This is a genomic window from Rubellimicrobium roseum (assembly GCF_006152145.1).
Classification (GTDB): Bacteria; Pseudomonadota; Alphaproteobacteria; order Rhodobacterales; family Rhodobacteraceae; genus Rubellimicrobium; species Rubellimicrobium roseum.
The window spans coordinates 101,236-126,891 of record NZ_VDFV01000005.1; the positions used below are offsets into that span (position 1 = coordinate 101,236).

The window sequence follows — 25,656 nt, forward strand, 5'->3', positions numbered from 1 at the left end:
CGCCCCTGCCTGTTCACTGGTCCGCAGTCGCAGGGACGCCCATGCAGCTCTACCTCCCCATCGCCGAGGTCTCGGTCAACGCCTTCCTCCTCCTGGGCCTCGGGGGGCTCGTGGGGCTGCTGTCGGGGCTCTTCGGGGTGGGCGGGGGCTTCCTCATCACGCCGCTGCTGTTCCTGGTCGGCATCCCCCCGGCGGTGGCAGTGGCGACCTCGGCCAACCAGATCGTCGCCTCCTCCTTCTCCGCGCTGCTCGCGCATCTGCGCCGCCGCACGGTGGACATGTGGATGGGGACGGTCCTGCTCATGGGCGGCCTGCTGGGCTCGGCGCTGGGGGTGATGGTCTTCAACCTGCTCAAGGCCATGGGCCAGGTCGACCTGCTGGTGCGCCTCTGCTACGTGGCCTTCCTCGGGACCGTGGGCGGCCTCATGCTGTGGGAATCGCTGCGGGCAAGCCTCCGCCAGCGGCAGGGCGCGGCGCCGCAGAGGCGGCGGCACAACTGGGTCCACGCCCTGCCCTTCAAGTCGCGCTTCCGGGTCTCGGGCCTCTACATCTCGGTGATTCCGCCCCTGGGCGTCGGCGTCTTCGTCGGGCTACTCTCGGCCATCATGGGCGTGGGCGGCGGCTTCATCCTCGTTCCGGCGATGATCTACCTCCTGGGCATGCCCACCAAGGTCGTCGTTGGCACCTCGACCTTCCAGGTGATCTTCCTCACCGCCTTCACGACCATGCTGCACGCGGTGACCAACCAGACGGTGGACGTGGTGCTGGCGCTGCTCCTCATCCTGGGCGGCGTGATCGGCGCACAGGTGGGCGCGCAGCTCGGCACCCGGCTCAAGCCCGAGCACCTGCGCCTTCTCCTGGCGCTCCTGGTGCTGACGGTCTGCGGGCAGATCGCGATCTCGCTCCTGCTGCGCCCCACCGAGCTCTTCTCGGTCGAGCCGGTCGGATGAGGGCGCTCCTTCTCGCCCTCCTGCTCCTCCTCGCCGCGCCGCTCGGCGCCGAGGAGATCGTTGGCGGCCTTTCGGACGAGGAGGTGGCGATCACCACCGACTTCGACGGCTCGGACATCCTGATCTTCGGCGCCGTCAAGCGCACGGGCGCCGCCCCCGCCGCCGCGCCGCTGGAGGTCATCGTCACCGTCTCGGGCCCGCTGCGTCCCCTGACCGTGCGCGAGGCGGGACGGCGGATGGGCATCTGGGTCAACACGGCCGGCGTCAAGGTCAACTCCGCGCCCACCTTCTACGCCGTCGCCACCACCAGCCGGCTGGACGAGATCCTTCTCGACACCGAGGACCTGCGCCATTCCATCTCGATCTCGCGCGCGATCCGCGCCATCGGCAACGAGGTGGGCAACCGCGACGACTTCCTCGACGCCCTGATCCGCATCCGCGCCCGCGAGGGCGTCTACCAGCGGCTCGACGGCGCGGTGGACTTCGCACAGCAGACGCTCTTCCGTACCGAGATCGCCCTGCCCGCCAACCTGACCGAGGGCGACTACGCCACGCGCATCTTCCTCACGCGCGAAGGGCAGGTCGTGGACAGCTACGAGACCATGATCGAGGTCCGCAAGGTCGGGCTCGAACGCTGGCTTTACGCGCTCGCGCAGGAGCAGCCCTTCCTCTACGGCCTCCTGGCCCTCGCCATCGCGATCGCCGCCGGCTGGGGCGCGTCGGCCGGCTTCCGGGCCCTGCGGGGATGAGCGGTCCCCCGCCCCTGGTCCGCGCCCTGATCCGGGCGGGCGTGTCGTCCTTCCAGTCCCTTCGCCGCGCCGTCTGGTTCGTCACCCGGCCCGAGGCGCGGGGCGTCCATGCCGTCCCCCTCACTCCCGAGGGGCACGTCGTCCTCCTCCGCCTCACCTATGCCAAGGGCTGGCGCCTGCCCGGCGGCGGCCTCAAGCGCGGCGAGAACCCCCGCGAGGCCATCCTGCGCGAATTGCGTGAGGAGATCGGCCTGCAAACCCATATGGCGCTCGATGATCTGGGCGAGTTCCACCACCGCCCCGACTTCCGGCGCGGCGTGGCCGAGGTCTTTCTCGTGCGTGGCGCGACCTACGCGCCCCCCGCCTGGTCCCTGGAGGTCGAGGAGGTGCGCGCCTTCCCGCCCGAGGCGCTGCCCCCCGATCTGCCCGCCGTCACGGCCCACCAGCTCCGCATGGCGGGCCTGCTGCCGTGACGGGGCGGCGCCTCTGGCCCCCCGGGGCGCGGACGGCTAGGTAGGCGGGCATGGCCGACCTCCCCGCCCTGTCCCCCGACCAGTCCGACGCCTGGGCTTCCGTCTCCGCGCTGCTCGCCCAGGCCGGGGTCGGGCTCGACGACGGCGACCTCGCCCCCGCGAACCCCGACCGCGCGCCCTCCGTGCTGGCCATCACCGGCAAGGCGGGCTCGGGCAAGACGCTGCTCCTCGCGGCGCTGACCAAGGCCCTCCGCAAGGCCGGCGTGGACATCGTCTCGCCCGACTGGGAGGGCAAGCGCAAGAAGGACCGCCGCACGCTCGCGATCCTCGCGCCCACCAACAAGGCGGCCTCGGTCCTGCGCGCCAAGGGCGTGCCCGCGACCACGATCCACCGCATACTGTACACGCCGGTCTATGATCCGGAGTTCGAGAAGGTCGCGGAATGGCTGTCCGGCCAGGGCGACCGTCCGGCGGCGGGGCAGCTCACCGACATCCAGCTCGACCGCGCGAAGGAATCCTACGGCCTGCACGGCTCGGTGCCTGCGGCGCTGGCGGCGGCGGGCTTGCGCGGCTCGGACTTCATCACCGGCTGGAAGCGGCGCGAGGAGCCGCTGGACCTCGGCTTCATCGACGAATCCTCCATGCTCGACGAACGCCAGTTCGATGACCTGCGCGAGATCTTCCCGACCCTCGTCCTCTTCGGCGATCCCGCGCAGTTGCCCCCCGTGCAGGGCCAGGGCGGCGGAATGGTCTTCGAGCGGCTGCCCAGGGACAAGGTGAAGGCCCTCACCCGCGTCCATCGGCAGGCGACGGACTCGCCCATCCTCGACCTCGCTCACGCGCTGGCCGATCCGGCGCTGGAGTTCGACGCCTTCGAGGACATGGTGCAGGAGGCCGCCCGCCGCGACGAGCGCGTGCATGTCTCGGGGCGCGTCGACAGCGACCTGATGGCCCGCTCGCCGGTGCTGGTCTGGCGCAACGCCACGCGGATCAAGCTCATTCACGCCTTCCGCACCGCCCATGGGGCGCCGGAAACGGAGCTCCTGCCCGGCGAGCCGCTGATCTGCGACGGGATCGAACTGCCACTCAAGCACCGCAAGAAGCGGCTGGACCTGGAGGCGCGCGGCCTCATCAAGGGCGCGCAGGTGATCTATCTGGGCCCCGGCAAGCGCCCCGGCTTCTCCCGCCTCCACGTCATCGGCGCCGAGGAGCCGCAGGTCTCCGCCGCCTCCATCGTCAAGATCGAGAAGGAAGGCGAGGAGGAGCCCTTCATCCCCTACGCCGCGCAGATGGGCGCGACCTTCCTCCACGGCGCGGCCGTCACGATCCACAAGGCGCAGGGGTCCCAGTGGGACACCGTGCAGGTCTTCGCCCCCGACATCTTCGTCGCCGCCAAGGTGGGCCGGGTCGAGGCCGGCCAGCCACTCTGGAAGCGCCTGGCCTATGTCGCCATCACCCGCGCAAGCCACGAGCTGCGCTGGATCGTCGCCAACCGCCTCGCGCGGCCCCAGGCGCCGCTCGGCATCGAGGACCTGAAGGCGCCCCCGTCCGCGCTGGCGCTCGCGGCCGAGGACTAGGCTACAACTGCCCCAGCTTGATCTCGGGCGAATAGGTGCCGGGGACCTCCTTGGTCACCGCCTGCCCGCAGCGCATGATGCCCCGGTGGGCATCGAAGGCGTAGGTCGGCTCGCCGTAGAGTTCCCAGCCCTTCGACAGGGCTTCGGACACCTTGTGGCAGAAGGCCGAGGTGTCGTCCTCGGAAAGAAAGCGGTAAAGGCGCATCGCATCACGTCCCGAAGGGCCAGGGCCCGATCCAGCCGTGGACGTAGCCCACCACGGCGACCAGCGCCAGCGTCGCCAGCACGGCGGCCGCTTCCTTGCCGAGGGGCGGCCGGGGCGGCGGCGTCCAGCCGGGCACCGCGCGGTTGATGAGAAGGATCTCGGCCACCGCCCAGGTCAGGAGCCCTCCGAAGAGCACGATGGAGGCGAGGTCGCCGTTCACCAGCAGATGCGCCACGGCCCAGAGGATGACGCCCGTGAGCTGCGGGTGCCGGTTCACCCGCGCGCCCCAGACCCCCATCCCCGAGGCCACGAAGAAGTAGAAGCCCAGCACGACGAGCAGGTTGTTGAGGTGCGTGAGCCAGGGTGCGGGCTGCCAGACCTGCGGCGCGTCCGCCCAGGCGCCGTAGCCCCGTGCGATCAGCCAGATCCCCCCGATCGCCAGCACCGCCACGATCCCCTTGCCCGGATCGCCCAACCCGTTGCGGGAGGCGGGAAACAGCCGCTTCCACAGATGCGGCAGGCTGAAGGCCAGAAGGCCCAAGGGAAGCTGGAACACGTGTGCCGCTCCTTGCGATGCGCGGAAAACCTCGCGCGGGCCCGGCGAGGGTGCAACGATTCGCTGACGCGCGCGTTGGCGGATCAGCACCGCAGGTTCCCGTCAACCCATTTTTCAGGATGGCGTGGCATCCTCGCCGCGACGCACCCCCTCGCCCGTCCTCCCCGACGGCTCCAGACACAAGGTGACGATCATGATCCGTATGACGACCACCGCCCTCGCGCTCGGCCTCGCCGCCGGGGCCGCCCAGGCCCAGGACCACCGCTGCTTCGAGCACGAGCAGATGGCCCGCCACCTGGCCGAGAACTGGGGCGAAAGCCGCCAGTCCATCGCGCTCGACGCCGCCAACTCGATGGTGGAGCTTTACGCCTCGCCCGAGACGGGCACCTGGACGCTGACCGTCACCACGCCCGACGGCCCCACCTGCATGATCGCCTCGGGCCACGCCTTCGAGCTCACCAGCGAAACGCTGCCCGTGCTCGACGAAGGCGCATAACGGCGTTTTGTGGACAGTCCTGTGACGCGGGCTTGACAAAGATCCCGGAACCCGGTCGCGCCGTTCCAAGTTATCCACATCAGAACGGCCCCGACCACGACGGGGCCAGACAACAAGGGCGGTCAGGCGGGCCGCCCCAGCCGAGGCAGGAGACCAGGGATGGACCTTCCGATCTTCGCCGTGGCCGCGCTGGGCCTCGCGGCCCTGTCCGCGACCGGGACCATGACCGACCACACCCCCGCGCACAAGGCCGAGGGACCGGCCGCGCTGGTGGGTGAGCGTCTTTACGCCACCGAGGACCGGGTCGCCAACTGGGGCGCCCCCGTCCGGCCCGAGGCGCTGGGCCTGGAGGACCTGGGCACCGTGACCCGCGTCGTCACCGGCCCCCGGGGCGAGGCCGAGGCCATCGTCGTCGCGGTGGGCGGGCTCTGGGGCCTCGGCGCCCAGGAGGTCGAGCTCGGGATGGAGCGCGTCCACCTCCTGCGCGCGACCGGCGGCGGCCCGCGCCTCGTGGTGGACCTGAGCGCCGAGGGCGCCCAGCCCGCTCCCGAGGACGAGGCCCTCGACCTTTAGCGATATCAGCCGCCTGCGGGGCCGCCGCGCCCTTGCGCGGTCCCATGGCCTTGGCTAACCCCTCCCGCGACCCATTCGCGCGAAGGAACACCGCCATGGCCAGACCCAAGATCGCCCTCATCGGTGCCGGACAGATCGGCGGCACCCTCGCGCATCTCGTCGCGCTCAAGGAACTGGGCGACGTCGTCCTTTTCGACATCGCCGAGGGCACGCCCCAGGGCAAGGCGCTCGACATCGCCCAGTCCGGCCCCTCGGCCCGCTTCGACGCCAGCCTCAAGGGCGCCAACTCCTACGAGGACATCGCCGGCGCCGACGTCTGCATCGTGACCGCGGGCGTCCCCCGCAAGCCGGGCATGAGCCGGGACGACCTCCTGGGCATCAACCTCAAGGTCATGAAGGCGGTGGGCGAAGGCATCAAAGCCCATGCGCCGAACGCCTTCGTCATCTGCATCACCAACCCGCTCGACGCGATGGTCTGGGCGCTCCAGCAGTTCTCGGGCCTGCCCGCGCACATGGTCTGCGGCATGGCCGGCGTGCTCGACTCCGCGCGCTTCCGCCACTTCCTGTCCACAGAATTCGGCGTCTCCATGAAGGACGTGACCGCCTTCGTGCTGGGCGGCCATGGCGACACGATGGTGCCGCTCGTGCGCTACTCGACCGTGGCGGGCATTCCGCTGCCGGACCTCGTGAAGATGGGCTGGACCACGCAGGAGAAGATGGACTCCATCGTCCAGCGCACCCGTGACGGCGGCGCCGAGATCGTGGGCCTGCTCAAGACCGGCTCCGCCTTCTACGCCCCCGCCCAGTCCGCGATCGAGATGGCCGAAGCCTTCCTCAAGGACCAGAAGCGCGTCCTGCCCTGCGCCGCCTACCTCGACGGCCAGTACGGCGTCAGTGACATGTACGTGGGCGTCCCCACGATCATCGGCGCGGGCGGCATCGAGCGCGTGGTCGAGATCTCGCTCGACGGCGACGAGCAGGCGATGTTCCAGAAGTCCGTGGACGCCGTGAAGGGCCTCGTGGACGCCTGCAAGGGCATCGACACCTCGCTCGCGGCCTGAGACGGGCCGGTTTTCCCGACTACCTGACGGCCGGGATCGCGGATTAGGCTCCGAGGGCAGCAGCCCCCGGAGCCTTTTCACATGCGCCACCTCCTCGCCCCCGCCCTCCTCGCCCTCGCCACGGCCGCGCAGGCGGACGTGTCCGACGACATCGCCGCGCGGGGCCTGCGCGCCACCGAGACGGCGCTCGCGGCCCTGCCCTCGCCCACGCCGTCGGACCGCTTCGCCCTGGGCGGCGTCCGCTTCCTCGCGGGCGTCGAGCGCGCCCTCCAGCTCCGCTGGCGCGTGGGGCTTTCCGAGGGCATGGCCCAGGCCTCGGGCCTTCCCGTCCTGCGCCTGCCCATCCCCGAGAACCCGCGCCCCGACCCCTTCGAGCCCGCGATGATCGAGGCCCACTTTGAGGGGATCGAGGCCGACATGGCCGGCGCGCTCGATGCGCTGGAGACGATCCGGGACGCCGACGACGTGGGCCTGGAGATCGACACCGCCGACCTGTGGTTCGACATCGACGCGAACGGCACCCGCTCCCCCGGCGAGGGCCTGGGCGAGGTCGCGGGCTGGACCCTGTCGGGCGGCTTCGCCGAGGCCGCGCTGCCTTCCACGACCATCCGCTTCGATACCGCCGACGCGGCCTGGCTGTCCGCCTACGCCCATCTCCTGTCGGGCCTCTCGAACGGCATCCTGGCAGTCGGACCTTCCGAGGGCATCGCCCGCGTCCTCGACGCCCGCGCCGCCTTCGACCGGCTGGGTCGCCCCAAGAGCCCCGACGATTTCAGCTTCGAGGCCATGGGCGGCGAATGGGTCGATCTCGCCGCCATGTGGATCATGGCCATCGAGGGCCAGCCCGACGCGAGCCGCACCCAGGCGCTGCGCCGCCACCTCCTCGCCTGCATCGAGCAGAACCGCCGTTTCTGGACCCTGGCCCCGCGCGAGGCGGACAACGACCGCGAATGGATTCCCAACAAGAACCAGACCTCGGCCACGGGCCTGCCCTTCCCGGAAGGCATCGGCTCCCGCTGGCTCGCCGTCCTCCACGACGCCGACCGCATCCTGAAGGGCGAGCTGCTGATCCCCTACTGGCGCGTGGGCTCCCACGCCGGGCTCGACCTCGCCGCCCTTCTGGAGTCCCCGCCCGTTCTCGACGTCGCGGGCCTGATCCAGGGCGCGGCGCTGGTGCCCTACCTGCGCGAGGGGCCAGTAGCCAGCACTCAGAGCCTGCAGCTCTTCACTGCGCTGGTGCAGGGTGATTCGGCGCTTTACGTGGCGATGCTGAACTGAGCGGGCCCGCAACCTGCGATCACGGCCCGAAAGGCTGTGATCACAACGGTCGGTTTTTAGCGCTCCCACCGCATTTCCTTATGTTCCCGTTCATATCTCTGTGGTTGAAGGACCGCGACGACCAACACGGGACCCTGCCATGAACATCCACGAGTATCAGGCCAAGGAGCTGCTCCGCGCTGCCGGGGCCCCTGTCGGCGACGGCCGAGTCGTGCTGCGCGCCGAAGAGGCCAAGACCGCCGCGGGCCAGATCGATGGCCCGATCTGGGTCGTGAAGGCGCAGATCCACGCCGGTGGCCGCGGCAAGGGCCACTTCAAGGAGGCCGACGCCGGCGAGAAGGGCGGCGTCCGCCTCGCCCGCTCCGTCGAGGAGGCCGAGATGGAGGCCCGCCGGATGCTGGGCCGCACCCTCGTGACGATCCAGACGGGCGAGGCCGGCAAGCAGGTCAACCGCGTCTACATCGAGGACGGCGCCGACATCGCGCGCGAGCTGTACCTCGCGATCCTCGTCGACCGCGGCACCTCGCGCATCAGCTTCGTCTGCTCGACCGAGGGCGGCATGGACATCGAGGAGGTGGCGCACAGCACCCCCGAGAAGATCCTGACCCTGACCATCGACCCCGCGACGGGCTACCAGCCCTATCACGGCCGCCGCATCGCCTATGCGCTGAAGCTCGAGGGCGCGCAGGTCAAGCAGTGCGTCTCGCTCATGGGCACGCTCTACAAGCTCTTCGTCTCCAAGGACATGGAGATGCTGGAGATCAACCCGCTGATCGTGACCAAGGACGGGAAGCTGCACTGCCTCGACGCCAAGGTGGGCTTCGACAACAACGCGCTCTACCGCCACCCCGATATCGCCGCGCTGGCCGACGAGACCGAGGTCGACCCCAAGGAGCTCGCCGCGCAGAAGTTCGACCTGAACTATATCGCGCTCGACGGCGACATCGGCTGCATGGTGAACGGCGCGGGCCTTGCCATGGCGACGATGGACATCATCAAGCTCTACGGCGCGGAACCGGCCAACTTCCTCGACGTGGGCGGCGGCGCCACCAAGGAGAAGGTGACCGAGGCCTTCAAGATCATCACCTCCGACCCGAACGTGAAGGGCATCCTGGTCAACATCTTCGGCGGCATCATGCGCTGCGACATCATCGCCGAGGGCATCCTCGCCGCGGTGAAGGAGGTCGGCCTCCAGGTCCCGCTCGTGGTGCGCCTCGAAGGCACGAACGTCGATCTCGGCAAGCAGATCATCCGCGACTCCGGGCTCAACGTGATCCCGGCGGACGATCTTTCGGATGCGGCCCAAAAGGTCGTCAAGGCAGTCAGGGGCTAAGCGGATGTCCATCCTCGTCAACCAATCCACCAAGGTCATCTGCCAGGGCTTCACCGGCTCCCAGGGCACCTTCCACTCCGAGCAGGCCATCGCCTACGGCACCAAGATGGTCGGCGGCGTCACGCCCGGCAAAGGCGGCTCCGAGCATCTCGGCCTGCCCGTCTTCGACTCGGTCCACGAGGCCGTGGCGCAGACCGGCGCCGACGCGTCCGTGATCTACGTGCCGCCGCCCTTCGCGGCCGACTCGATCCTCGAAGCCATCGACGCGCAGATCCCGCTGGTGGTCTGCATCACCGAAGGCATCCCCGTCCTCGACATGATGCGCGTCAAGCGGGCGCTCCAGGGCTCCTCGACCCGCCTCATCGGGCCGAACTGCCCCGGCATCCTGACGCCCGGAGAATGCAAGATCGGCATCATGCCGGGCTCGATCTTCTCCAAGGGCTCGGTGGGCGTGGTCTCCCGCTCCGGGACGCTCACCTACGAGGCGGTCAAGCAGACCTCCGACGTGGGCCTCGGCCAGTCGACCGCCGTCGGCATCGGCGGCGACCCGATCAAGGGCATGGAGCACATCGACGTGCTGGAGATGTTCCTGGCCGACGAGGCCACCCAGTCGATCATCATGATCGGCGAGATCGGGGGCTCCGCCGAGGAGGAGGCCGCCCAGTTCCTCGCCGACGAGAGGAAGCGCGGCCGCTGGAAGCCCACCGCGGGCTTCATCGCGGGCCGGACGGCGCCCAAGGGCCGCCGCATGGGCCACGCGGGCGCGATCGTCTCGGGCGGCAAGGGCGACGCGGAATCGAAGATCGAGGCCATGAAGTCCGCCGGCATCGTCGTCGCCGACAGCCCCGCGGGGCTCGGCGAAGCCGTGCTCAAGGCGATCGGCTGACCCAAGGCGGGGGGTGTTGCGCGAAACCGTGATGACCGTTCGGTGCCCTCACCCTCCGTTAACCTCCTATCTGTAGGCTTCTCCCTGTCCGAGCAGCCGCCCTGTCCGGTAAGCCCTCCAAGGTGATCCCATGACCGACCAGCCCTCCAACGACCAGTTCCGCGCCTCGTCCTTCCTGCAGGGGGGCAACGCCGCCTACATCGAGGGGCTGCACGAGGCTTACGGCCGCGACCCCGCAAGCGTGGACCAGTCCTGGCGCGACTTCTTCGCGGCGCTCGCCGAGCCGGCCTCGCCCCAGCCCTCCTGGGCGCGCGCGGACTGGCCGCCCATGCCCACGGACGAGCTGACCTCGGCCCTCACCGGCCAGTGGCCGGCGGCCGAGGCGAAGTCCGCGGGCGACAAGGTCAAGGCCAAGGCCGCCGAGAAGGGCGTCCAGATCACCGACGCGCAGGTGCGCCAGGCGGTGCTCGACTCGCTCCGGGCGCTCATGCTGATCCGCGCCTACCGGATCCGGGGCCACCTGATCGCCAACCTCGACCCGCTGGGCCTGCGCTCCGAGACGCCGCATCCCGAGCTCGACCCCGCCTCCTACGGCTTCGGCCCGGCGGACATGAGCCGCCCGATCTTCATCGACAACGTGCTGGGCCTTGAGGTCGCGACCATGTCGCAGATCCTCGACCTCGTGCGGCGCACCTACTGCGGCACCTTCGCCATGCAGTACATGCACATCTCGAACCCCGCCGAGGCCGCCTGGCTCAAGGAGCGGATCGAGGGCTACGGCAAGGAGATCTCCTTCACCCAGAACGGGCGCAAGGCGATCCTGAACAAGCTCGTCGAGGCCGAGGGCTTCGAAAAGTTCCTCCACGTCAAGTACACCGGCACCAAGCGCTTCGGCCTCGACGGCGGCGAGGCGCTGATCCCGGCGATGGAGCAGATCATCAAGCGCGGCGGCGCGCTGGGCGTGCAGGAGATCGTCATCGGCATGCCCCACCGGGGCCGGCTGAACATCCTCGCCAACGTGATGAGCAAGCCCTACCGGGCCATCTTCCACGAGTTCCAGGGCGGCTCCTACAAGCCCGACGACGTGGACGGCTCGGGCGACGTGAAGTACCACCTCGGCGCCTCCTCGGACCGCGAGTTCGACGGCAACAAGGTCCACCTGTCGCTGACGGCCAATCCCTCGCACCTCGAGGCGGTGAACCCCGTGGTGATCGGCAAGGTCCGCGCCAAGCAGGACCAGCTCCACGACGCCGACCGCACCAGGGTCCTGCCGATCCTGCTCCATGGCGACGCGGCCTTCGCGGGCCAGGGCGTGGTGGCGGAATGCTTCGGGCTGTCGGGCCTCAAGGGGCACCGCACCGGCGGCACCATCCACATCGTGGTGAACAACCAGATCGGCTTCACCACCGCGCCGCACTTCTCGCGCAGCAGCCCCTACCCCACCGACATCGCCCTGATGGTCGAGGCGCCGATCTTCCACGTGAACGGCGACGACCCCGAGGCGGTGGTCCACGCGGCCAAGGTGGCGGTCGAGTTCCGGCAGAAGTTCCACAAGGACGTGGTCCTCGACATGTTCTGCTACCGGCGCTTCGGCCACAACGAGGGCGACGAGCCCATGTTCACCAATCCGGCGATGTACAACCGGATCAAGAAGCAGAAGACGACGCTGACGCTCTACACCGAGCGGCTGGTGAAGGACGGCCTCATCCCCGAGGGCGAGGTCGAGGAGATGAAGGCCCAGTTCCAGGCCCGCCTGAACGAGGAGTTCGAGGCCGGCAAGGTCTTCCGCCCGAACAAGGCGGACTGGCTCGACGGCCGCTGGTCGCATCTCGACCGCCAGAACGACAAGGACTACGAGCGCGGCGACACCGCCATCACGTCCGAGACGCTGCAGCAGGTGGGCGCGGCCCTGACCCGCATCCCCGAGGGCTTCGCCATCCACAAGACGGTGGAACGCCAGCTCGACGCCAAGAAGCAGATGTTCGCCTCCGGCGAGGGCTTCGACTGGGCGACCGCCGAGGCGCTGGCCTTCGGCAGCCTGCTCACCGAGGGCTACCCGGTCCGCCTGTCGGGCCAGGACTCGACGCGCGGCACGTTCAGCCAGCGCCATTCGGCCTTCATCAACCAGACCACGGAGGAGCGGCACTACCCGCTCAACCACATCCGCGACGGCCAGGCCCGCTACGAGGTCATCGACTCGATGCTCTCGGAATACGCGGTGCTGGGCTTCGAATACGGCTACTCGCTCTCGGAGCCCAACGCGCTGGTGATGTGGGAGGCGCAGTTCGGCGACTTCGCCAACGGCGCGCAGATCATGTTCGACCAGTTCATCAGCAGCGGCGAATCCAAGTGGCTGCGGATGTCGGGCCTGGTGATGCTCCTGCCCCACGGCTTCGAGGGCCAGGGGCCCGAGCACTCCTCGGCGCGCCTCGAACGCTTCCTCCAGATGTGCGGCAGCGACAACTGGATCGTGGCGAACTGCACGACGCCCGCGAACTACTTCCACATCCTGCGGCGCCAGCTTCACCGCAACTTCCGCAAGCCGCTGGTGCTGATGACGCCCAAGTCGCTGCTGCGCCACAAGCTCGCGGTCAGCCGGGCCGAGGACTTCACCACGGGCTCGTCCTTCCACCGGGTCGTCTGGGATGACGCGCAGAAGGGCAACTCCAAGGCGCAGCTCCGGCCGGACGACCAGATCCGCCGCGTCGTCCTTTGCTCGGGCAAGGTCTACTACGACCTTCTGGAGGAGCGCGACGCCCGCGGCCTCGACGACATCTACCTCCTGCGGGTCGAGCAGTTCTATCCGTTCCCGGCCCAGAGCCTCGTCCAGGAGCTGTCGCGCTTCAAGGACGCCGAGGTGGTCTGGTGCCAGGAGGAACCCAAGAACCAGGGCGCCTGGACCTTCATCGAGCCCAACATCGAATGGGTCCTCGGCCGGATCGGCGCGCGTCACGGCCGGCCCGTCTATGTCGGCCGCGCGGCCTCGGCGAGCCCCGCGACCGGCCTCGCCTCCTCGCACAAGGCCCAGCAACAGGCGCTCGTGGACGAAGCGCTGACCATCGAAGGAAAGTAAGAGCAAATGGCCATCGAAGTCCGCGTGCCCTCCCTGGGCGAAAGCGTCACCGAGGCGACCGTCGCCACCTGGTTCAAGAAGCCGGGCGACACCGTCGCCGCCGACGAGATGCTCTGCGAGCTCGAGACCGACAAGGTGACGGTCGAGGTCCCGGCGCCTTCCGCCGGCACCCTGGGCGAGATCCTCGCCGCCGAGGGCTCGACCGTCGGGCCCAACGCGCTGCTCGCCACGATCGCGGAAGGGGCCGGCGCCGCGGCTCCGGCCAGGGCCGCCGAGCCGGCCGGCGTCGCCACCGCGCCGCAGGACAGCCCTGCGACGCACGCCGCCCCCGTGGGCGCCCCCTCGGGCCCGGCGAACTACGGCCCCGAGCCCACGACCCCGGCGAGCATCCCCCGCGCCGACGCCGAGGACGCGCCGTCGGCCAAGAAGCTGATGGCCGACAACAACGTCGCGCGTGACGCCGTGCAGGGCACGGGCCGCGACGGCCGCGTGATGAAGGAGGACGTGCTGCGCCTCCTCGACCAGCCCAAGGCGCCCAGCCAGCCCGCGCCCGCCGCCCCGGCCGCGCCCCGCGCGCCGACGGCCGCCCATGACGTGGGCCGCGAGGAGCGGGTCAAGATGACCCGCCTGCGCCAGACCATCGCCCGCCGCCTCAAGGAGGCGCAGAACACCGCGGCGATGCTCACCACCTACAACGAGGCCGACATGTCGGCCATCATGGCGCTCCGGAACGAGTACAAGGACGCCTTCGAGAAGAAGCACAAGACCAAGCTGGGCTTCATGTCCTTCTTCGTGAAGGCCTGCGTCCACGCCCTGCAGGAGGTGCCCGAGGTCAACGCCGAGATCGACGGCGACGAGATCGTCTACAAGCGCTACGTCCACATGGGCGTGGCCGTGGGCACGCCCACGGGCCTCGTCGTCCCGGTGGTGCGCGACGCGCAGAACAAGGGCTTCGCCGCCATCGAGAAGGAGATCGCCGAGCTGGGCCTGCGCGCCCGCGACGGCAAGCTATCGATGGCCGACATGCAGGGCGGGTCGTTCACCATCTCGAACGGCGGCGTCTACGGCTCGCTGATGTCCTCGCCGATCCTCAACCCGCCGCAATCGGGCATCCTGGGGATGCACAAGATCCAGGACCGCCCGGTGGTCGTGGGCGGGCAGATCGTCATCCGCCCGATGATGTATCTCGCGCTCAGCTACGACCACCGCATCGTGGACGGCAAGGGCGCCGTGACCTTCCTCGTGCGCGTCAAGGAGGCGCTCGAGGACCCGCGCCGGCTGCTGATGGATCTCTGACGGGTCAGGCTGGATGCGCACCCTACAATCCCTGTAGGGTGCGCTTCAGCGCGCCATTGTCAGGATTTCCGCCATGATGCAGCTCCTCTGCCAGCTCGACACCAACGACTTCCCCGGCTGGAAGCGCGACTTCGACTCCGAGGCCACCGAGCGGATGGAGGCCGGGCTCACCCTCCTCCAGATGTGGCGCGACGCCGACTCGCGCTCGCGCGTGATCCTGCTGTTCGAGGCCAACGACCGTCCCCGGGCCGAGCAGTGGCTCCGCAAGGAGCAGGGCTTCGGCGGCCCCATGACCGCCACCTTCCTGGAGTTCGCATGACCGCCGAGCTTGTCGCCCTCGTCATCGCCGCCTTCATCCAGTTCCTGCACATCGGCGTCTCCGGCTACTTCATGAACCGGACGCCCGAGGGGCAGGCCTGGAACATGTCCCCCCGCGACACGCCCCGCGACCCCGGCATCAAGGGCGGGCGGGCGCAGCGGGCGGGCGACAACCACCAGACCGCGCTCCTCCTCTTCGCCGTGGCGATCCTGACGCTGGCCGTCTCCGGCCAGTTCAACGGCTGGACCGCGTTCCTCGCCTGGCTCTACGTGATCGCCCGGCTCCTCTACATCCCCGCCTATGTCCAGGGCTGGTCGCCGCTCCGGTCGATCATCTGGATGCTGGGCTCCGCCGCGACGGCGCTCCTGCTGCTCGCCGCCCTCTTCTGACGTTTCGGAGACTGTTCATGGCCACCTACGACCTCATCGTGATCGGCGCGGGCCCCGGCGGCTACGTCTGCGCCATCCGCGCGGCGCAACTCGGGATGAAGGTGGCCGTGGCCGAGGGGCGTGCCACCCTGGGCGGCACCTGCCTGAACGTGGGCTGCATCCCGTCCAAGGCGCTGCTGCACGCCACGCACGAGCTGCACGAGGCCAACCACAACTTCGCCAAGATGGGCCTGATCGCCGAGACCAAGGTCGATTGGGCCCGCATGGTCGCCTACAAGGACGAAGTGATCGGCCAGAACACCGGCGGGATCGAGTTCCTGTTCAAGAAGAACAAGATCGACTGGCTCAAGGGCTATGCCTCCATCCCTGCCGCGGGCCGGGTCGCCGTCAACGGCGACACGCACGAGGCCAAGGCCATCGTCGTGGCCTCCGGCTCGCAGGCCTCCACGCTGCCGGGCGTCACCATCGACGAGGAGGTGGTCGTCACCTCCACCGGCGCGCTCTCGCTCAAGGCGATCCCCGAGCGGCTCGTGGTCATCGGCGCGGGCGTCATCGGGCTGGAGATGGGCTCGGTCTACGCGCGCCTCGGGAGCAAGGTCACGGTCGTCGAGTACCTCGACCAGATCACCCCCGGCATGGACGGCGAGGTGTCCAAGCAGTTCCAGCGCATCCTCGCCAAGCAGGGGATCACCTTCGTCCTGGGCACCGCCGTGCAGGGCGTGGAGCGCACCAACGCCGGCGCGGTGGTGGTCCACAGGTCCCGCAAGACCGAAACCGAGGAGCGGCTGGAGGCCGACGTCGTCCTCGTCGCCACGGGCCGCAAGCCCTATGTCGACGGGCTCGGGCTCGACGCGCTGGGCGTGCAGATGACGCCGCGCGGCCAGATCGCGACCGACGCGCGCTTCGCGACCAGCATCCCCGGCGTCTACGCCATCGGCGACGTGCGCGAAGGCCCCATGCTCGCCCACAAGGCCGAGGACGAGGGCGTCGCCGTGGCCGAAATCCTGGCCGGCCAGCACGGCCACGTGAACTACGGCGTGATCCCCTCGGTCATCTACACCACGCCCGAGGTGGCCTCGGTCGGCCTCACCGAGGAGCAGCTCAAGGCCGAGGGCCGCGCGTACAAGGTCGGCAAGTTCCCCTTCCTGGGCAACGGCCGCGCCAAGGCGGTCTTCCAGGGCGAAGGCTTCGTGAAGATCCTGGCCGACAAGGCGACCGACCGCATCCTGGGCGCCCACCTGATCGGCCCCATGGCCGGCGACCTGATCCACGAGGTCGCCGTCGCCATGGAGTTCGGCGCCGCGGCCGAGGACCTCGCCCGCACCTGCCACGCGCACCCGACGTTCTCCGAGGCCGTGCGCGAGGCCGCGCTCGCCTGCGGCGACGGCGCGATCCACGCCTGACCCGTCCGATCCTCAGGGCGGCGCGGTCCCAGGGACCCCATCACGCAGGGCGGGCTTCGGCCCGCCCTGCGCGTTCGTGGGTGTTGCGCGGATCGGGGATGGACCGTTCGGTGGTGTCAGACTTCGTTAACCTTCGCCTGCGACCTTTCTCCTTGCGACGGGGGCCGGAACACAGGCTCCGCCCCGCGCCCCCGGAGGCCGGCTCGCCAGAGCCGATGGAACCGTCCCCTCGGGTGCCGTGCTCTTTGGGAACCGGGACGGGGTTCGCTGGTGCCATGCCAGCCGCCGCGCGTCGAGGACGCGCCCCCTGCGCCCCGGGTCCGGCCCCCTGGCGCAGCGTCGGAGGCCGTCCCGAGGACAAGGGAAACGCTCCGACCCCTTCCCGCCGGCCGCGACCCGAGGCACAAGGACCCGGACCCATCACGGAATATCCCATGCCCCTGGTCCTGATCCTGAACGGCCCGAACCTCAACCTCCTCGGCCAGCGCCAGCCCGAGATCTACGGGCGCGAGACGCTGGACGACGTGGCCCGCGACTGCGCCGCGCTGGGGGCGGAACTGGGCCTCGACACCGACCTGCGCCAGTCCAACCACGAAGGCCAGATCATCGACTGGATCCACGAGGCACGCCGGACCGCGCAGGGCATCATCATCAACCCCGGCGCCTTCACGCATACTTCGGTGGCGATCCTCGACGCCCTCCACGCCTTCGACGGCCCCGTGATCGAGGTCCACATCTCCAACGTCCACAAGCGCGAAAGCTTCCGGCACCACTCCTACGTGAGCCTTCGCGCCGATGGCGTGATCGTCGGCTGCGGCGTGCAGGGCTACCAGCTCGCCCTGCGCCGCCTCGCCGCGCTGATCGCCTGACCTACTCGGCCGCCTGCGCGAGGCCGCCCCGCAGCGGCCTTTGGGCCACCCGCCAGTCCGGGTCGGACCACGGCTCCCGCTCGTCGCGCGGCAGCGCCTGACGGCCCAGGATATGGTCGGCGGCCTTCTCGCCCGTCATGATCGACGGCGCGTTCAGGTTGCCGTTCGTCACGCGCGGGAAGATCGAGGAGTCCGCCACCCGCAGCCCCTCGACCCCGATCACCCGGCATGCCGGGTCCACGACCGCCATCGGATCGTCGGCCGCGCCCATCCGGCAGGTCCCGCAGGGATGGTAGGCGCTCTCGACATGCTCGCGGATCGCCTCGTCGAGCTGCTCGTCCGTCACCACGTCCGGTCCCGGGCTGATCTCGTGCCCTCGGAACGGTGCGAAGGCTTCCTGCGAGAAGATCTCGCGCGTGAGCCGGATGCAGGCCCGGAAGTCGCGCCAGTCCTCCTCCGTGCTCATGTAGTTGAACAGGATCTTGGGCGCCGCCGCCGGATCGGGCGACCGCAGCGTGACGGCCCCGCGCGACGGCGACCGCATCGGCCCCACATGCGCCTGGAACCCGTGCCCCTCGGCGGCCGCCTGCCCGTCGTAGCGGACGGCGATAGGCAGGAAATGGAACTGGACGTCCGGGTAGTCCACGCCCGCGCGCGACCGGATGAAGGCCCCCATCTCGAACTGGTTCGAGGCCCCGAGCCCCTGCCCCGTGAACAGCCAGTGCGCCCCGATCAGCGCCTTGCCCCAGAGATTCCAGTAGCGATAGAGCGACACCGGCTGCGTCGCGGCCTGCTGGACGTACATCTCCAGATGGTCCTGAAGGTTCTGCCCCACGCCGGGCCGGTGGGCCGTGACCGAAAGGCCCATCTCCTGCAGGTGCTCGCCCGGCCCGATGCCCGACTGCATCAGCAGCTTGGGCGAATTGATCGAGGACGAGGTGACGATCACCTCGCGCCGCGCCTTGACGACCTGCACGCCGTTGAAGCTGTCGATCTCGACCCCCGTCGCGCGGCCCTCCTCGATCAGGACCTTCCGCGCGATCCCCGGCACGAGGTCGCAGTTCACCCGACGCAGCGCGGGACGCAGGTAGGCGAAGGCCGCCGACCAGCGCCGCCCCTGCCAGATGGTGGCCTCCATGGGGCCGAAGCCCTCCTGCTGGCGGCCGTTCGGGTCCTCGGTCACCGGATAGCCCGCCTGCGCCCCCGCCCGCAGGAAGGCCTGCGCTAGCGGGTTGGCGGCCGGACCCCGCGTCACGTGCAGCGGCCCGTCCTGGCCGCGCCAGGACGCCTCGCCGCTGCGCCCGTGCCAGTGCTCCATGCGCCGGAAGTAGGGCAGCACGTCGGCATAGGCCCAGCCCGTGGCCCCGCTCTCGGCCCAGTGGTCGTAGTCCCTGGCGTGCCCGCGCACGTAGACCATGCCGTTGATCGACGACGACCCGCCGATCACCCGCCCGCGCGGCGTGGCAAGCTGCCGCCCGCCCAGATGCGGCTCGGGCTCGGTCCGGAAGCCCCAGTCGTAGCGGGCCATGTTCATCGGATAGCTCAGCGCGGCGGGCATCCGGATGAAGGGTCCCCAGTCGGACCCCCCCGCCTCGATCACCAGCACCGAGCGCCCGGCCTCGGACAGCCGGTAGGCGATGGCGCATCCGGCGCTCCCGGCGCCCACGACGACGTAATCGGCTTCCATCATGGCTCTGCCCTCCTCAGAAGGGGGCCCATGCCGGGCCCATCCCGACATAGACGGACTTGAGTTGGCTGTAGTGCTCGATGGCCGCCTGCCCGTTCTCGCGGCCGATCCCCGAGCGCTTCATGCCCCCGAAGGGCGCCTCGACCGGGGTCAGGTTATAGGCGTTAATGAAGCAGGTCCCCGCCTCGAACCCCGCCGCCACCCGGTGCCCGCGCGAAAGGTCCCGCGTGAACACCCCGGCAGCCAGCCCGAATTCGGTGGCGTTGGCCCGCGCCAGCACCTCCTCCTCCGTGTCGAAGTCGAGCACCGACATGACGGGCCCGAAGATCTCGTCCCGCGCGATGGTCATCCCGTCGGTCACGTCGGCGAAGACCGTAGGCTCGATCCAGAACCCGGGCCGGTCGGGCCGCCGTCCGCCAGCGACCAGCCGCGCGCCCTCGGCGATACCCTTCTCGATGAAGCCCTCGACGATCCCGCGCTGCCGCTCGCTCACCATCGGGCCGAAGTTGGTGGCCTCGTCCAGCGGATCGCCCATGACGACGCCCTTCAGCCGCTCGGTCAGACGCGCCAGGAACGCCTCTTTGATTCCCCGCTGCACGAAGACCCGCGTCCCGTTCGAGCAGACCTGCCCCGAGGAGTAGAAGTTCCCCAGGATCGCCCCCGACACGGCGCTGTCCAGGTCCGCGTCCTCGAACACGATCAGGGGGGACTTGCCCCCCAGCTCCAGCGTGACGTGTTTGAGGCCCTTGGCCGCCGCCTCATAGACCTTGGTCCCCGTGGGCACCGACCCGGTGATCGACACCTTGGCCACGCGCGGGTCCGCGATCAGGGCCGAGCCCACGGCCCCCATCCCCTGCACGACGTTGTAGAGTCCCGCAGGCGCCCCGGCCTCCATCAGGATCTCCGCGAGCTTCAAGGCCCCCAGCGGCGTCGTCTCGGACGGCTTGAACACCATCGCGTTCCCGCAGGCGAGCGCCGGGGCCCCCTTCCAGGCCGCGATCTGGGTCGGGTAGTTCCAGGCCCCGATGCCGACGCAGACGCCCAGGGGCTCGCGCCGGGTGTAGACGAAGTCCTGCCCAAGCTGGATGTGCTCGCCCGACAGCGTCGCGGCCAACCCGCCGAAATACTCCAGCGCATCGGCCCCGCTCAGGGCGTCCGCGACCAGCGTCTCGGACAGCGGCTTGCCGGTGTCATGGGTCTCGATCACCGAAAGGTCGCGGTTCCGCTCCCGGATCAGGTCGGCGGCCCGGCGCAGCACCCGTCCCCGCTCCACGCCCCGCAACGCGGCCCATTCCTTCTGCGCCCGCGCCGCCGAGGCCAGCGCCTCCTCGATCACGGCCGGAGTGGCGGCGTGAACGGTGGCGATCACCTCGCCGGTCGCCGGATAGACGACGGGGATCGCCTCCCCGGCGGTGTCCTCGCGGTACTGGCCATTCACGAAATGGCTGGCGGTCGGCTGGATGTTCATCCTCATTCCCCTCTCGGGAAGCGCTGGTTCTCCTCCAGCACGTTCAGGTCCATGTGGTTGCGCATGTACCGCTCGGAGGCGCGCTGGAGCGGCTGGAAATCCCAGGGGAAATAGGCCCCGTTGCGCAGCGCCTCGTAGACGACCCAGCGTCGCGCCTGACTCTCGCGCACCTCGGCGTCGAAGGCCGACAGGTCCCACCGCGCGTCGGCCAGCGCCCGCAGCCGTTCCAGCACCCCGGCGTGCTCCGGCGCGCCAGCAAGGTTCCGCAACTCCTGCGGGTCGGCCTCCAGGTCGAACAGCATCTCCGGGTCGGCCGGGCAGCGCACGTATTTCCAGCGGCCGTCGCGCAGGGCGACCATGGGGGTGATGGTCCCCTCCGCCGCATACTCCATCGGCACCGGCCCCCGCGCATGGCCCCGCGCCACGGGCACCAGCGACACCCCGTCCGTCCAGGGCATCACCTCCTCCATCGACACCCCCGCGAAGTCGCAGAGCGTCGGGCAGAGGTCGATGGTGGAGACGGGCGTGTCCACCCGCCCCGGCTCCAGCCCGGGCGCCGCGATCATCAGCGGCACGGCGGCCGAGCCCTCGAAGAAGTTCATCTTGAACCACAGGCCGCGCTCGCCCAGCATGTCGCCGTGGTCCGACAGGAAGACGACGACCGCCTCCTGCCGCGTGGCCTCCAGCACGGTCAGGATCTCGCCGATCTTCTCGTCCACGTAGGTGATGTTGGCGAAGTAGCCCCGCCGCGCGCGGCGCACCATCTCGGGCGTGATCTCGGACTTGCGCCAGTCGCAGGCGTCCATCAGCCGCCGGGAATGCGGGTCCATCTCGTCATAGGGGATGGGCGTCACCTCGGGGTCGAGGTGCGCGCAGTCCTCGTAGAGGTCCCAGTACCTCCGCCGCGCCACGTAGGGGTCGTGCGGATGCGTGAAGCTCACCGTCAGGCACCAGGGCCGCGCATCGTGCCCGCGACCGAGGTCATAGAGCTTCTGCACGGCGTGGTGGGCCACTTCGTCGTCGTATTCATACTGGTTGGTGATCTCGGCTACGCCCGCGCCCGAGACCGAACCGAGGTTGTGGTACCACCAGTCGATCCGCTCGCCGGGCTTGCGGTAGTCCGGCGTCCAGCCGAAGTCGGCCGGGTAGATGTCGGTCGTCAGCCGCTGCTCCAGCCCATGGAGCTGGTCCGGCCCCACGAAGTGCATCTTGCCCGACAGCGCCGTCTGGTAGCCCGCCCGCCGCAGATGATGCGCGAAGGTCGGCACCGACGAGGTGAACTCGGCGGCGTTGTCATAGACCCGCGTGCGCTGGGGCAACTGCCCCGCCATGAACGACGCCCGCGCCGGCGCGCAGAGCGGGGAGCCCGTATAGGCGTTGGAGAACCGCACCGACCGCTCGGCCAGCCGACGCAGGTTCGGCGCGTGGAGCCACTCGGCCGGGCCGTCGCGCCACAGGGTGCCGGTCAGCTGGTCGACCATCAGGATCAGGATGTTGGGCCGGCTCATGCCGCCACCTCGCGGGACAGATAGTTGAGAACGAGCTGCGCCGCGGCCTGCCGGTCGGGCGAGGTGCCCGCCAGGGCCTGCCGCAGGTAGACCCCGTCGATGAGAGCCCCCAGCCCCTCGGCCACCTGATCCGCCCGATCGCCCACCATGGGGCGCAGCGAATGCACGAGGTTCGACTTCAGCCGCCGCCGGTAGAGCGACAGGAGCCGCCGCGCCTCGGGCATGGTCTGGGCCAGGACGTAGAAGTTGAGCCAGGCCGCGATGACCTCGCGCCGGAAGGACCCGGCCGAGAAGCTCGCCCGCACGATGGCCTCGACCCGCTCGCGCGGGGAATCGGCGGTGGCCAGCGCCCCCCGCACCTCGGCGCCGAAGACGGTCAGGACATGGCGCATGGCGGCGACGAAGATCGCCTCCTTGGAGCCGAAGTAATGATGCGCGAGCGCGGACGACACCCCCGCCTTGCCGGCGATCTGTGCGACCGTCACCTCCAGGGACCCTGCCCGCGCGACCTCCTGGATCGTTGCCTTGACGATCGCTGCCCGTCGGATAGGCTCCGCTGAATGTCGCGGCATGGCTTTCCTCGAAAAAGTCTTGCCACGCCGCAATATCGAGTGATTGATTGACTCGTCAATCAAGAAACGGCGGAACCAAACCGCCCGTCCATAGGGAGACTGCCACATGAACCTTCGCTCGACGCTGAGCGCCCTCGCGCTGCTCGCGGCCGCGACCCCGGCCCTTTCGCAGGAGGCCTGCACCGCGGTCAGCCTGTCCGACGTGGGCTGGACCGACATCACCGCCACCACTTCGGCCGCCAAGCAGGTGCTCGAGGCACTGGGCTACGACGTGAACGTGCAGGTCCTCTCGGTCCCCGTGACCTTCCAGGCCCTGTCCTCAGGCGATCTCGACGTGTTCCTGGGCAACTGGATGCCCTCGCAGCAGAGCGCCATCCAGCCCTACCTGGACGACGGCTCCATCGAGACGGTCGGCATCAACCTCGAAGGCACCAAGTACAACCTCGCGGTGCCCACCTACCTCCACGAGCAGGGCCTCCAGACCTACGAGGACCTGGCCGAGTTCCGCGAGCAGCTGAACGGCGAGATCTACGGCATCGAGCCCGGCAACGAGGCCAACAGCTACCTCATCGGCCTGACCGAAGCCGGCGGTGCGCTCGAAGGCTTCGAGATCGTCGAATCCTCCGAGCAGGGGATGCTCGCCCAGGTCCGCCGCGCCGTGGACAACGAGGAGCCCGTGGTCTTCCTCGCCTGGGCGCCGCACCCGATGAACTCCAACTTCGACATCCAGTACGTCGAGGGCGGCCAGGACTTCTTCGGCGGCGAGGGCAACGTCTACACCGTGACGCGCCAGGGCTTCGCCGAGGACTGCCCGAACGTGGCCACGCTTCTCCAGAACATGAAGTTCACCCTGCCCATGGAGAACGAGATGATGGGCCTCATCCTCGACGACGGCATGGACCCCGACACGGCCGTGAAGCAGTGGCTGACCGAGCATCCCGAGACCTTCGACGCCTGGCTTGCGGGCGTGACGACGGTGGACGGCGGCGAGGGCCTGCCCGCCGTCAAGTCGGCCATGGGCCTCTGAGGCCGGGCGGCCCCCGGACCTGATCCCGGGGGCCGGCCGCGCAGGTCGCGCGCATGGAGTGGCTCACCCAGAAGATCCCCGTCGGGCGGCTGGCCGCCGACCTGTTCGATTGGCTCCAGGACAACGGGCAGGTCGTCTTCGACGGCATCGCCGACGTCATGAGCGGCCTCATCGACGCTATCCTGTGGGTGCTGCAGACGCCGCACCCCCTGTTCATCATCGCGGTCTTCGTGGCCCTGACCTGGCTCCTCCAGCGGTCGTGGAAGACCTGCCTCCTCGTGCTGGTGGGCTTCCTCTTCATCCTCAACCAGGGCTACTGGGAGGAGACGACCGAAAGCCTGACGCTGGTGCTCACCGCCTGCGCGGTCTGCATGGGGATCGGCGTGCCCATCGGCATCGCGGCGGCGCACCGGCCTCGGCTTCACCAGGCCATGGCGCCGGTGCTGGACCTGATGCAGACGCTGCCCACCTTCGTCTACCTGATCCCGGCCATCGTCTTCTTCGGCCTGGGCATGGTGCCGGGGCTCATTGCCACCGTCATCTTCGTCCTGCCCGCCCCCATCCGCCTCGCGCATCTGGGCATCTCCTCGACCCCCCCCGCGCTCCTCGAGGCCGCGCAGGCCTTCGGCGCCACCCCGCGCCAGACGCTCTGGAAGGTGGAGCTGCCCTACGCGCTCCCGCAGATCATGACCGGGCTGAACCAGGCGATCATGCTGTCGCTGTCGATGGTGGTGATCGCGGCGCTGGTGGGCGCCAACGGGCTCGGCGTGCCGGTGGTGCGGGCACTCAACTCCGTCAACACCGCGCTGGGCTTCGAGTCCGGCTTCATCATCGTCGTGGTCGCCATCATCCTCGACCGCATGCTTCGGGTGAGCCGACCGCAATGACCGCCGTCCACTTCGACCACGTGAACATCGTCTTCGGCGACCGTCCCGACCGGGCGCTGCCCCTGATGGACGAAGGCCTCAGCCGCTCCGAGATCCAGGACCGCACCGGCCAGATCCTGGGCGTCCACGACTGCACGCTGAAGGTGGCCGAGGGCGAGATCCTCGTCCTCATGGGCCTCTCGGGCTCGGGCAAGTCCACGCTCCTGCGGGCCGTCAACGGCCTCAACCCGGTGGTGCGGGGCGAGGTGAGGGTCCGCACCGACGGCGACATGGTCTCGGTCACCAAGGCCGACCCCGCCACGCTGCGCCGCATCCGCCAGCGCACCGTGGCCATGGTCTTCCAGCAGTTCGGCCTCCTGCCCTGGCGCACGGTGCGCGACAACGTCGGACTGGGGCTGGAGCTGCGCGGCCAGTCCAAGGCCGAGCGCGCCGCCCGCGTCGAGGAGGAGTTGAGGCTCGTCAACCTCCTTGAGCGCGCCGACGCGCTGGTGGGCCAGCTTTCGGGCGGGATGCAGCAGCGCGTGGGGCTCGCCCGCGCCTTCGCCACCGACGCGCCGGTGCTGCTGATGGACGAGCCCTTCTCGGCGCTCGACCCCCTGATCCGCAACCGCCTTCAGGACGAGCTCCTGGCGTTGCAGGCCAAGCGCAACCGCACGATCATCTTCGTCAGCCACGACCTCGACGAAGCCTTCAAGCTCGGCAACCGCATCGCCATCATGGAGGGCGGGCGCATCGTGCAGTGCGGCACCCCGCGCGAGATCTTCCGCGCCCCGGCCACGCCCTACGTCGCCGAGTTCGTGGCGCACATGAACCCGCTCGGGGTCCTTCGCGCCCGTGACGTGATGGTGGCGCCCAACGGACAGGCGCCGCATGGCGAGATCGCCGCCGACGCCGACATCCGCAACGTGATGGCCCAGCTCCGCGGCGGCCCCCTCGCCGTGCGCGAGAACGGGCAGACCCTCGGCCACATCACGTCCGACGGCGTGCTGGCGCGGCTCCTCGACCCGAGGGCGTGAGGGGG

General features: G+C 69.8%; 25 protein-coding genes. 19 read left to right on the forward strand and 6 right to left on the reverse strand.

Annotated elements, in window-relative coordinates; all coding sequences use genetic code 11:
* The first annotated feature begins 41 nt into the window (after nt 1-41).
* From FHG71_RS06940 to FHG71_RS06955, 4 genes are read left to right on the forward strand one after another with little or no spacing between them, the layout of a single operon-like run.
* The gene (locus tag FHG71_RS06940; protein WP_139080904.1) at nt 42-950 is read left to right on the forward strand and encodes a sulfite exporter TauE/SafE family protein; all 909 of its coding nucleotides are present in this window, start codon (nt 42-44) and stop codon (nt 948-950) included.
* Nucleotides 947-1,699, forward strand: coding sequence for a TIGR02186 family protein (locus tag FHG71_RS06945; protein ID WP_139080905.1), 753 nt, complete (start codon nt 947-949; stop codon nt 1,697-1,699). The genes FHG71_RS06940 and FHG71_RS06945 overlap by 4 nt, the downstream gene beginning before the upstream one ends.
* The gene (locus FHG71_RS06950) at nt 1,696-2,172 is read left to right on the forward strand and encodes an NUDIX domain-containing protein (RefSeq protein ID WP_139080906.1); all 477 of its coding nucleotides are present in this window, start codon (nt 1,696-1,698) and stop codon (nt 2,170-2,172) included. The genes FHG71_RS06945 and FHG71_RS06950 overlap by 4 nt, the downstream gene beginning before the upstream one ends.
* Nucleotides 2,173-2,222: 50 nt before the next feature.
* Nucleotides 2,223-3,749, forward strand: coding sequence for an AAA family ATPase (locus FHG71_RS06955; RefSeq protein WP_139080907.1), 1,527 nt, complete (start codon nt 2,223-2,225; stop codon nt 3,747-3,749).
* 1 nt (nt 3,750) lies between these two features.
* Here the strand turns inward: FHG71_RS06955 and FHG71_RS06960 are convergent, their stop codons facing one another.
* Together FHG71_RS06960 and FHG71_RS06965 are read right to left on the reverse strand one after the other, a co-directional pair.
* The gene (locus FHG71_RS06960) at nt 3,751-3,954 is read right to left on the reverse strand and encodes a DUF1737 domain-containing protein (protein ID WP_139080908.1); all 204 of its coding nucleotides are present in this window, start codon (nt 3,952-3,954) and stop codon (nt 3,751-3,753) included.
* Between the two features lie 4 nt (nt 3,955-3,958).
* Nucleotides 3,959-4,510 carry an NnrU family protein gene (locus FHG71_RS06965; RefSeq protein ID WP_139080909.1) on the reverse strand — a complete coding sequence of 184 codons (552 nt, stop codon included), beginning with the start codon at nt 4,508-4,510 and terminating at the stop codon, nt 3,959-3,961.
* A 193-nt stretch (nt 4,511-4,703) separates the two neighbouring features.
* Here FHG71_RS06965 and FHG71_RS06970 point away from each other — a divergent pair, with 193 nt between their 5' ends.
* The 12 genes from FHG71_RS06970 to aroQ all read left to right on the forward strand — a co-directional run bounded on the left by FHG71_RS06970 (nt 4,704) and on the right by aroQ (nt 17,486).
* On the forward strand, nt 4,704-5,006 hold the full coding sequence (locus FHG71_RS06970) for a hypothetical protein (RefSeq protein ID WP_139080910.1): 303 nt from the start codon (nt 4,704-4,706) through the stop codon (nt 5,004-5,006).
* A gap of 159 nt (nt 5,007-5,165) precedes the next feature.
* Nucleotides 5,166-5,579, forward strand: a complete 414-nt coding sequence (locus tag FHG71_RS06975; protein WP_139080911.1) for a hypothetical protein — start codon at nt 5,166-5,168, stop codon at nt 5,577-5,579.
* A 95-nt stretch (nt 5,580-5,674) separates the two neighbouring features.
* Nucleotides 5,675-6,640, forward strand: coding sequence for a malate dehydrogenase (mdh, locus tag FHG71_RS06980; protein ID WP_139080912.1), 966 nt, complete (start codon nt 5,675-5,677; stop codon nt 6,638-6,640).
* Nucleotides 6,641-6,721: 81 nt separating this feature from the next.
* On the forward strand, nt 6,722-7,918 hold the full coding sequence (locus FHG71_RS06985; RefSeq protein WP_139080913.1) for a hypothetical protein: 1,197 nt from the start codon (nt 6,722-6,724) through the stop codon (nt 7,916-7,918).
* A 139-nt stretch (nt 7,919-8,057) separates the two neighbouring features.
* Nucleotides 8,058-9,251 (forward strand): ADP-forming succinate--CoA ligase subunit beta, encoded by a 1,194-nt coding sequence (gene sucC / locus FHG71_RS06990; protein WP_139080914.1) that lies wholly within the window; start codon nt 8,058-8,060, stop codon nt 9,249-9,251.
* A 4-nt stretch (nt 9,252-9,255) separates the two neighbouring features.
* The gene (gene sucD / locus FHG71_RS06995; protein WP_139080915.1) at nt 9,256-10,137 is read left to right on the forward strand and encodes a succinate--CoA ligase subunit alpha; all 882 of its coding nucleotides are present in this window, start codon (nt 9,256-9,258) and stop codon (nt 10,135-10,137) included.
* 130 nt (nt 10,138-10,267) lie between these two features.
* Nucleotides 10,268-13,210: a 2-oxoglutarate dehydrogenase E1 component gene (locus FHG71_RS07000; RefSeq protein WP_139080916.1), complete on the forward strand. Its 2,943-nt coding sequence runs from the start codon at nt 10,268-10,270 to the stop codon at nt 13,208-13,210.
* Nucleotides 13,211-13,216: 6 nt separating this feature from the next.
* A complete protein-coding gene (gene odhB / locus FHG71_RS07005) occupies nt 13,217-14,506 on the forward strand; it encodes a 2-oxoglutarate dehydrogenase complex dihydrolipoyllysine-residue succinyltransferase (protein ID WP_139080917.1) in 1,290 nt (429 codons plus the stop codon).
* Between the two features lie 73 nt (nt 14,507-14,579).
* Nucleotides 14,580-14,825 (forward strand): hypothetical protein, encoded by a 246-nt coding sequence (locus FHG71_RS07010; protein ID WP_246045369.1) that lies wholly within the window; start codon nt 14,580-14,582, stop codon nt 14,823-14,825.
* Nucleotides 14,822-15,214, forward strand: coding sequence for an MAPEG family protein (locus tag FHG71_RS07015; protein ID WP_139080918.1), 393 nt, complete (start codon nt 14,822-14,824; stop codon nt 15,212-15,214). Before FHG71_RS07010 ends, FHG71_RS07015 begins: the two co-directional genes overlap by 4 nt.
* A 17-nt stretch (nt 15,215-15,231) precedes the next feature.
* On the forward strand, nt 15,232-16,617 hold the full coding sequence (gene lpdA / locus FHG71_RS07020) for a dihydrolipoyl dehydrogenase (protein WP_139080919.1): 1,386 nt from the start codon (nt 15,232-15,234) through the stop codon (nt 16,615-16,617).
* Nucleotides 16,618-17,051: 434 nt separating this feature from the next.
* Nucleotides 17,052-17,486: a type II 3-dehydroquinate dehydratase gene (gene aroQ / locus FHG71_RS07025; RefSeq protein ID WP_139080920.1), complete on the forward strand. Its 435-nt coding sequence runs from the start codon at nt 17,052-17,054 to the stop codon at nt 17,484-17,486.
* 1 nt (nt 17,487) lies between these two features.
* Here the strand turns inward: aroQ and betA are convergent, their stop codons facing one another.
* Genes betA through betI form a run of 4 tightly spaced genes read right to left on the reverse strand, consistent with a single transcriptional unit; the run spans nt 17,488 to nt 22,721 of the window.
* Nucleotides 17,488-19,173, reverse strand: coding sequence for a choline dehydrogenase (gene betA, locus FHG71_RS07030; RefSeq protein ID WP_139080996.1), 1,686 nt, complete (start codon nt 19,171-19,173; stop codon nt 17,488-17,490).
* A 16-nt stretch (nt 19,174-19,189) separates the two neighbouring features.
* The gene (gene betB / locus FHG71_RS07035; RefSeq protein ID WP_139080921.1) at nt 19,190-20,647 is read right to left on the reverse strand and encodes a betaine-aldehyde dehydrogenase; all 1,458 of its coding nucleotides are present in this window, start codon (nt 20,645-20,647) and stop codon (nt 19,190-19,192) included.
* On the reverse strand, nt 20,644-22,149 hold the full coding sequence (betC, locus tag FHG71_RS07040) for a choline-sulfatase (protein ID WP_139080922.1): 1,506 nt from the start codon (nt 22,147-22,149) through the stop codon (nt 20,644-20,646). Before betC ends, betB begins: the two co-directional genes overlap by 4 nt.
* Complete coding sequence (gene betI / locus FHG71_RS07045; protein WP_139080923.1) at nt 22,146-22,721, reverse strand: choline-binding transcriptional repressor BetI; 576 nt, start codon at nt 22,719-22,721, stop codon at nt 22,146-22,148. Before betI ends, betC begins: the two co-directional genes overlap by 4 nt.
* Nucleotides 22,722-22,827: 106 nt before the next feature.
* Between betI and choX the strand changes: the two genes are divergently transcribed.
* Genes choX through choV form a run of 3 tightly spaced genes read left to right on the forward strand, consistent with a single transcriptional unit; the run spans nt 22,828 to nt 25,651 of the window.
* Nucleotides 22,828-23,748: a choline ABC transporter substrate-binding protein gene (choX, locus tag FHG71_RS07050; protein WP_139080924.1), complete on the forward strand. Its 921-nt coding sequence runs from the start codon at nt 22,828-22,830 to the stop codon at nt 23,746-23,748.
* 53 nt (nt 23,749-23,801) lie between these two features.
* On the forward strand, nt 23,802-24,635 hold the full coding sequence (choW, locus tag FHG71_RS07055; protein ID WP_139080925.1) for a choline ABC transporter permease subunit: 834 nt from the start codon (nt 23,802-23,804) through the stop codon (nt 24,633-24,635).
* Entirely contained in the window at nt 24,632-25,651 is a 1,020-nt protein-coding gene (gene choV / locus FHG71_RS07060; RefSeq protein WP_139080926.1) for a choline ABC transporter ATP-binding protein, read from the forward strand. Before choW ends, choV begins: the two co-directional genes overlap by 4 nt.
* Nucleotides 25,652-25,656 lie beyond the last annotated feature (5 nt).

Excerpts from the sequence above, each read along its gene's own strand:
- FHG71_RS07015 (WP_139080918.1), top strand. The coding sequence starts at position 14,822 with ATGACCGCCGAGCTTGTCGCCCTCGTCATCGCCGCCTTCATCCAGTTC.
- sucC (WP_139080914.1), top strand. The coding sequence starts at position 8,058 with ATGAACATCCACGAGTATCAGGCCAAGGAGCTGCTCCGCGCTGCCGGG.
- FHG71_RS06940 (WP_139080904.1), top strand. The coding sequence starts at position 42 with ATGCAGCTCTACCTCCCCATCGCCGAGGTCTCGGTCAACGCCTTCCTC.
- aroQ (WP_139080920.1), top strand. The coding sequence starts at position 17,052 with ATGCCCCTGGTCCTGATCCTGAACGGCCCGAACCTCAACCTCCTCGGC.
- FHG71_RS07000 (WP_139080916.1), top strand. The coding sequence starts at position 10,268 with ATGACCGACCAGCCCTCCAACGACCAGTTCCGCGCCTCGTCCTTCCTG.
- FHG71_RS06985 (WP_139080913.1), top strand. The coding sequence starts at position 6,722 with ATGCGCCACCTCCTCGCCCCCGCCCTCCTCGCCCTCGCCACGGCCGCG.
- mdh (WP_139080912.1), top strand. The coding sequence starts at position 5,675 with ATGGCCAGACCCAAGATCGCCCTCATCGGTGCCGGACAGATCGGCGGC.
- sucD (WP_139080915.1), top strand. The coding sequence starts at position 9,256 with ATGTCCATCCTCGTCAACCAATCCACCAAGGTCATCTGCCAGGGCTTC.
- choV (WP_139080926.1), top strand. The coding sequence starts at position 24,632 with ATGACCGCCGTCCACTTCGACCACGTGAACATCGTCTTCGGCGACCGT.
- betC (WP_139080922.1), bottom strand. The coding sequence starts at position 22,149 with ATGAGCCGGCCCAACATCCTGATCCTGATGGTCGACCAGCTGACCGGC.
- FHG71_RS06975 (WP_139080911.1), top strand. The coding sequence starts at position 5,166 with ATGGACCTTCCGATCTTCGCCGTGGCCGCGCTGGGCCTCGCGGCCCTG.
- betA (WP_139080996.1), bottom strand. The coding sequence starts at position 19,173 with ATGGAAGCCGATTACGTCGTCGTGGGCGCCGGGAGCGCCGGATGCGCC.
- choW (WP_139080925.1), top strand. The coding sequence starts at position 23,802 with ATGGAGTGGCTCACCCAGAAGATCCCCGTCGGGCGGCTGGCCGCCGAC.
- FHG71_RS07010 (WP_246045369.1), top strand. The coding sequence starts at position 14,580 with ATGATGCAGCTCCTCTGCCAGCTCGACACCAACGACTTCCCCGGCTGG.
- FHG71_RS06950 (WP_139080906.1), top strand. The coding sequence starts at position 1,696 with ATGAGCGGTCCCCCGCCCCTGGTCCGCGCCCTGATCCGGGCGGGCGTG.
- odhB (WP_139080917.1), top strand. The coding sequence starts at position 13,217 with ATGGCCATCGAAGTCCGCGTGCCCTCCCTGGGCGAAAGCGTCACCGAG.
- FHG71_RS06955 (WP_139080907.1), top strand. The coding sequence starts at position 2,223 with ATGGCCGACCTCCCCGCCCTGTCCCCCGACCAGTCCGACGCCTGGGCT.
- betB (WP_139080921.1), bottom strand. The coding sequence starts at position 20,647 with ATGAGGATGAACATCCAGCCGACCGCCAGCCATTTCGTGAATGGCCAG.
- FHG71_RS06970 (WP_139080910.1), top strand. The coding sequence starts at position 4,704 with ATGATCCGTATGACGACCACCGCCCTCGCGCTCGGCCTCGCCGCCGGG.
- choX (WP_139080924.1), top strand. The coding sequence starts at position 22,828 with ATGAACCTTCGCTCGACGCTGAGCGCCCTCGCGCTGCTCGCGGCCGCG.
- FHG71_RS06960 (WP_139080908.1), bottom strand. The coding sequence starts at position 3,954 with ATGCGCCTTTACCGCTTTCTTTCCGAGGACGACACCTCGGCCTTCTGC.
- lpdA (WP_139080919.1), top strand. The coding sequence starts at position 15,232 with ATGGCCACCTACGACCTCATCGTGATCGGCGCGGGCCCCGGCGGCTAC.
- betI (WP_139080923.1), bottom strand. The coding sequence starts at position 22,721 with ATGCCGCGACATTCAGCGGAGCCTATCCGACGGGCAGCGATCGTCAAG.
- FHG71_RS06945 (WP_139080905.1), top strand. The coding sequence starts at position 947 with ATGAGGGCGCTCCTTCTCGCCCTCCTGCTCCTCCTCGCCGCGCCGCTC.